Annotated in this window: 4 protein-coding genes; all 4 read left to right on the top strand. The window is 70.0% G+C overall.

Annotated elements, in window-relative coordinates; translation table 11 throughout:
- Positions 1-453 (top strand): methyl-accepting chemotaxis protein (locus AC1DTW_RS27955; RefSeq protein ID WP_477985280.1); only part of this gene is annotated, 453 nt, incomplete at its 5' end.
- Between the two features lie 40 nt (positions 454-493).
- Entirely contained in the window at positions 494-958 is a 465-nt protein-coding gene (locus AC1DTW_RS27960; protein ID WP_477985283.1) for a cache domain-containing protein, read from the top strand.
- Between the two features lie 41 nt (positions 959-999).
- Positions 1000-2727 carry a methyl-accepting chemotaxis protein gene (locus tag AC1DTW_RS27965; protein ID WP_477985285.1) on the top strand — a complete coding sequence of 576 codons (1728 nt, stop codon included), beginning with the start codon at positions 1000-1002 and terminating at the stop codon, positions 2725-2727.
- Positions 2728-2785: 58 nt separating this feature from the next.
- Positions 2786-3838: MCP four helix bundle domain-containing protein (locus tag AC1DTW_RS27970; RefSeq protein WP_477985287.1), on the top strand; the 1053-nt coding region annotated here is incomplete at its 3' end.

Below are 3838 nucleotides of genomic sequence, written 5' to 3' on the forward strand. Positions count from 1 at the left end.
GCGGCGCGCGCCGGCGAACAGGGCCGCGGCTTCGCGGTCGTCGCCAGCGAGGTGCGCAGCCTCGCGCAGCGCAGCGCCGAAGCGGCGAAGGAGATCAAGGGGCTGATCGGCGCCTCGGTCGAGAAGGTCGAGGGCGGCTCGAAGCTCGTCGCCGATGCCGGTCGCACGATGAAGGAGATCGTCGGCTCGGTGCAGCGCGTCTCGGACATCATCGGCGAGATCACCGCGGCCGCGGCCGAGCAGAGCCAGGGCATCTCCGAGGTCAACACCTCGGTCTCGCAGCTCGACCAGATGACGCAGCAGAACGCCGCGCTGGTCGAGCAGTCGGCCGCAGCCGCCGAGAGCCTGCGCGAGCAGGCCGCGCGGCTCTCCGATGTGGTCGCCACATTCCGTCTCGAGGCGGCGTCGCCGGCTCTCGAATCGCTTTCCGAACACCGGGCGAGCCTCGCGTAGGCGAGTCGACCCGTCTTCCTGCCAACGAAAGGACAACATCATGCAAAAGCACCTCGTCATCACCCTCCTGTGCAGCGCGCTGGTCAGCGCCGGCGCCGGCAGCGCATTCGCCGCCGGTGCGAACGCGAGCGCGGCCGAGGCGACCGCGATGGTCAAGAAGGGCGTCGCGTTCATCAAGGCCAGCGGCAAGGAAAAGGGCTACGCCGAGATCAGCACCAAGGGCGGCCAGTTCAGCGACCGCGACCTGTACCTGACGGTCTACGGCCTGGACGGCACCGTGCGTGCGCACGGCGCGAACGAAAAGATGATCGGCAAGAACCTGATCGACCTGAAGGACGTGGACGGCAAGGCCTTCGTCAAGGAGCGCGTCGAACTCGCCGCGACCAAGCCGACGTTCTGGCAGGACTACAAGTTCACGAACCCGGTGACGAAGAAGATCGAGCCGAAGAGCATGTACTGCGAGAAGCTCGACGACGGCGTCGTCTGCGGCGGCATCTACAAGTAGGCCGCAGCCCTCCTCTCCTTCGCACCGAACCGGACACCACGATGAAACTGCGCATGAAATTGATGCTGGCACCGGCCGTCACCGGCGCGATGCTCGCGCTGACGCTCGGCACCTCGATCTGGGTGCTGAACGCCTACCAGCAGCGCAGCGAGGTCGCGCACAAGCAGGTGCTCGGCGCGTTCGCGAAGGTGGCGGCCGTGCAGTCGCAGCTCAGCGAACTGCACACGCAGCTGTACCGCACCGTGACGATCGCCGCCTCGCTCGACGAGAAGGCGATCAAGGCGGCGCGCGAGCAGCAGGGCGGCAAGCTCGCGGCGATCGCGACCGAGGCGACCCAGGCCGCCGAGGCCTCGACCGACGACGCGGTGCGCAGCAATCTGGGCAGCTTCGTGACGCAGATCGCGCGCTACCGCAAGACCGCGGACGGCGCGATCGACCTGTCGTCGGTCGATCCGAACACCGGCGTGGCCGCGCTGCAGTCGGCCGACAGCGATTTCAAGGCGATGAACACGACGCTCGTCGCGGTGATCGAGCGCGTCTCGCAGCGCGCCACCGAGGTGACGCAACAGCTCGAGTCGACCGCACGCGTCGGCAGCGCCGCGCTCGGCGGTGTCGGGCTGCTCGCGGTGATCGGCGCGCTCGCGTTCTCGTGGTTCACGCAGCGCCGCATCGTCGCCAACGTCAACGCCGGCGCCGTTGCCGCGGCGCGTGTCGCCGAGGGCCGGCTCGACACGCAGCCCACGAGCACCGAACCCGACGAGGTCGGCGACCTGCTGCGCGCGCTCGGCAGCATGGTGGGCCAGCTGCGCGGCTCGATCCAGACCGTGCGGCAGGCCACCGAGTCGATCGGCACCGCCAGCGCCGAGATCGCGACCGGCAACCAGGACCTGTCGAGCCGTACCGAGCAGACCGCGTCGAACCTGCAGCAGGCGGCCTCGTCGATGGAGCAGCTGACCGGCACCGTGAAGCAGTCGGCCGACTCGGCGCGCCAGGCGAACCAGCTCGCGAGCTCGGCCGCCGAAGTGGCCGCACGCGGCGGCGCGGTGGTCTCGCAGGTCGTCGCGACGATGGACGACATCAACGCGAGCTCGAAGAAGATCGCCGACATCATCGGCGTGATCGACGGCATCGCGTTCCAGACCAACATCCTCGCGCTGAATGCGGCAGTCGAAGCGGCACGCGCCGGCGAACAGGGCCGCGGCTTCGCGGTCGTCGCCAGCGAGGTGCGTTCGCTCGCGCAGCGCAGCGCCGAAGCGGCGAAGGAGATCAAGGGACTGATCGGCGCCTCGGTCGAGAAGGTGCAAGGCGGCTCGAAGCTCGTCGCGGACGCGGGCCGCACGATGACCGAGATCGTTGCGTCGGTGCAGCGCGTCTCCGACATCATCGGCGAGATCACCGCGGCCTCGGCCGAGCAGAGCCAGGGCATCTCCGAGGTCAACACCTCGGTTGCGCAGCTCGATCAGATGACGCAGCAGAACGCCGCGCTGGTCGAGGAGTCGGCCGCAGCGGCCGAGAGCCTGCGCGAGCAGGCCGCGCGCTTGTCGACGGTGATCGCCACGTTCCAGCTGACCGACGCCACCGCACCGGCCGCCATGGCTCGCCCGCGAGCGGCGCCGCCCAAACCCACCGCGCCGGCGCCCCGTCCGCCGGCCGCCAGCCGGATTCCGACGCTGACCCAGCCGGTCGCGCCGAGCAAGCCCGTGGTCGCGCCGGCCGTCAGCGTCGTCGCCGCCAGCGTCGCGACGACGAACGAGTGGGAAACCTTCTGATCGCCGCCGTCGGTTCGCTCGCGCCGCCTCCATCCTTCCCCCTCTTCTGACCCGCCCCATGAAACTGCATGACTTTCGAATCGGCACCCGCCTCGGCGGCGGCTTCGCCCTGACGCTCGCGCTGCTCGCGCTGATGCTGCTGATCGGCCTGCTGCGCCTGTCCGACGTGGCCGACGAGACGCGCCGCATGATGGACACGCCGCTCGCCAAGGAACGCCTGGCCGAGGAGTGGTTCCGCAACATCGCGGTCGGCGTGCGCCGCACCACCGCGATCGCGAAGAGCGCCGACCCGAGCCTCGAGACGCTGTTCGCGCCCGACGCAAAGTCGTCGACCCTGCGCGGCACCGAGATCATGAAGGCGCTCGAAGCGCTGAGCAGCGGCGATGACGAGGCCAAGCTGATGGCCGCGGTGGTCGAGGCCCGCAAGGCCTACCTCGTCGCGCGCGACGGGGTCATGGCGCTCAAGCGCGAAGGCAAGCCCGAGGAGGCCAACAGCCTGTTCGAGAGCCGGTTCCTGTCGGTCTCGGCGACCTATGTGCAGCAGATGCAGGCCTACCTCGACTTCCAGCGCAAGACCATCGATACCGCCGCGCAGACCATCGCGAGCGATGCCGCGCGCGGCCGCACGCAGATGCTGCTGATCGGCGCCGTCGCGCTGCTGATCGGCGCCGTGTTCGCGTGGCGGCTCACGCGCTCGATCACCGGGCCGGTCGCGCGGGCCACGGTGCTGGCCGACGCCGTCGCGCGCGGCAACCTGTCGCAGCGCGTCGAGGTGCAGGGCCGCGACGAGATCGCCGGCCTGATGCGCTCGCTCGGCGCGATGACCGCGAGCCTGCAGACGATGGTCGCGAGCGTGCGCGCTTCGACCGACAGCATCGGCACCGCGAGCACCGAGATCGCGACCGGCAACCAGGACCTGTCCAGCCGCACCGAGCAGACCGCGTCGAACCTGCAGCAGGCGGCCTCGTCGATGGAGCAGCTGACCGGCACCGTGAAGCAGTCGGCCGACTCGGCGCGCCAGGCGAACCAGCTCGCGAGCTCGGCCGCCGAAGTGGCCGCCCGTGGCGGCGCGGTGGTCTCGCAGGTGGTCGCGACGATGGACGACATCAAC

The sequence above is a fragment of the Rhizobacter sp. P5_A1 genome, from assembly GCF_056400745.1.

Coding starts and splice junctions, on each gene's coding strand:
- AC1DTW_RS27960 (WP_477985283.1), top strand. CDS start 494: ATGCAAAAGCACCTCGTCATCACCCTCCTGTGCAGCGCGCTGGTCAGC.
- AC1DTW_RS27965 (WP_477985285.1), top strand. CDS start 1,000: ATGAAACTGCGCATGAAATTGATGCTGGCACCGGCCGTCACCGGCGCG.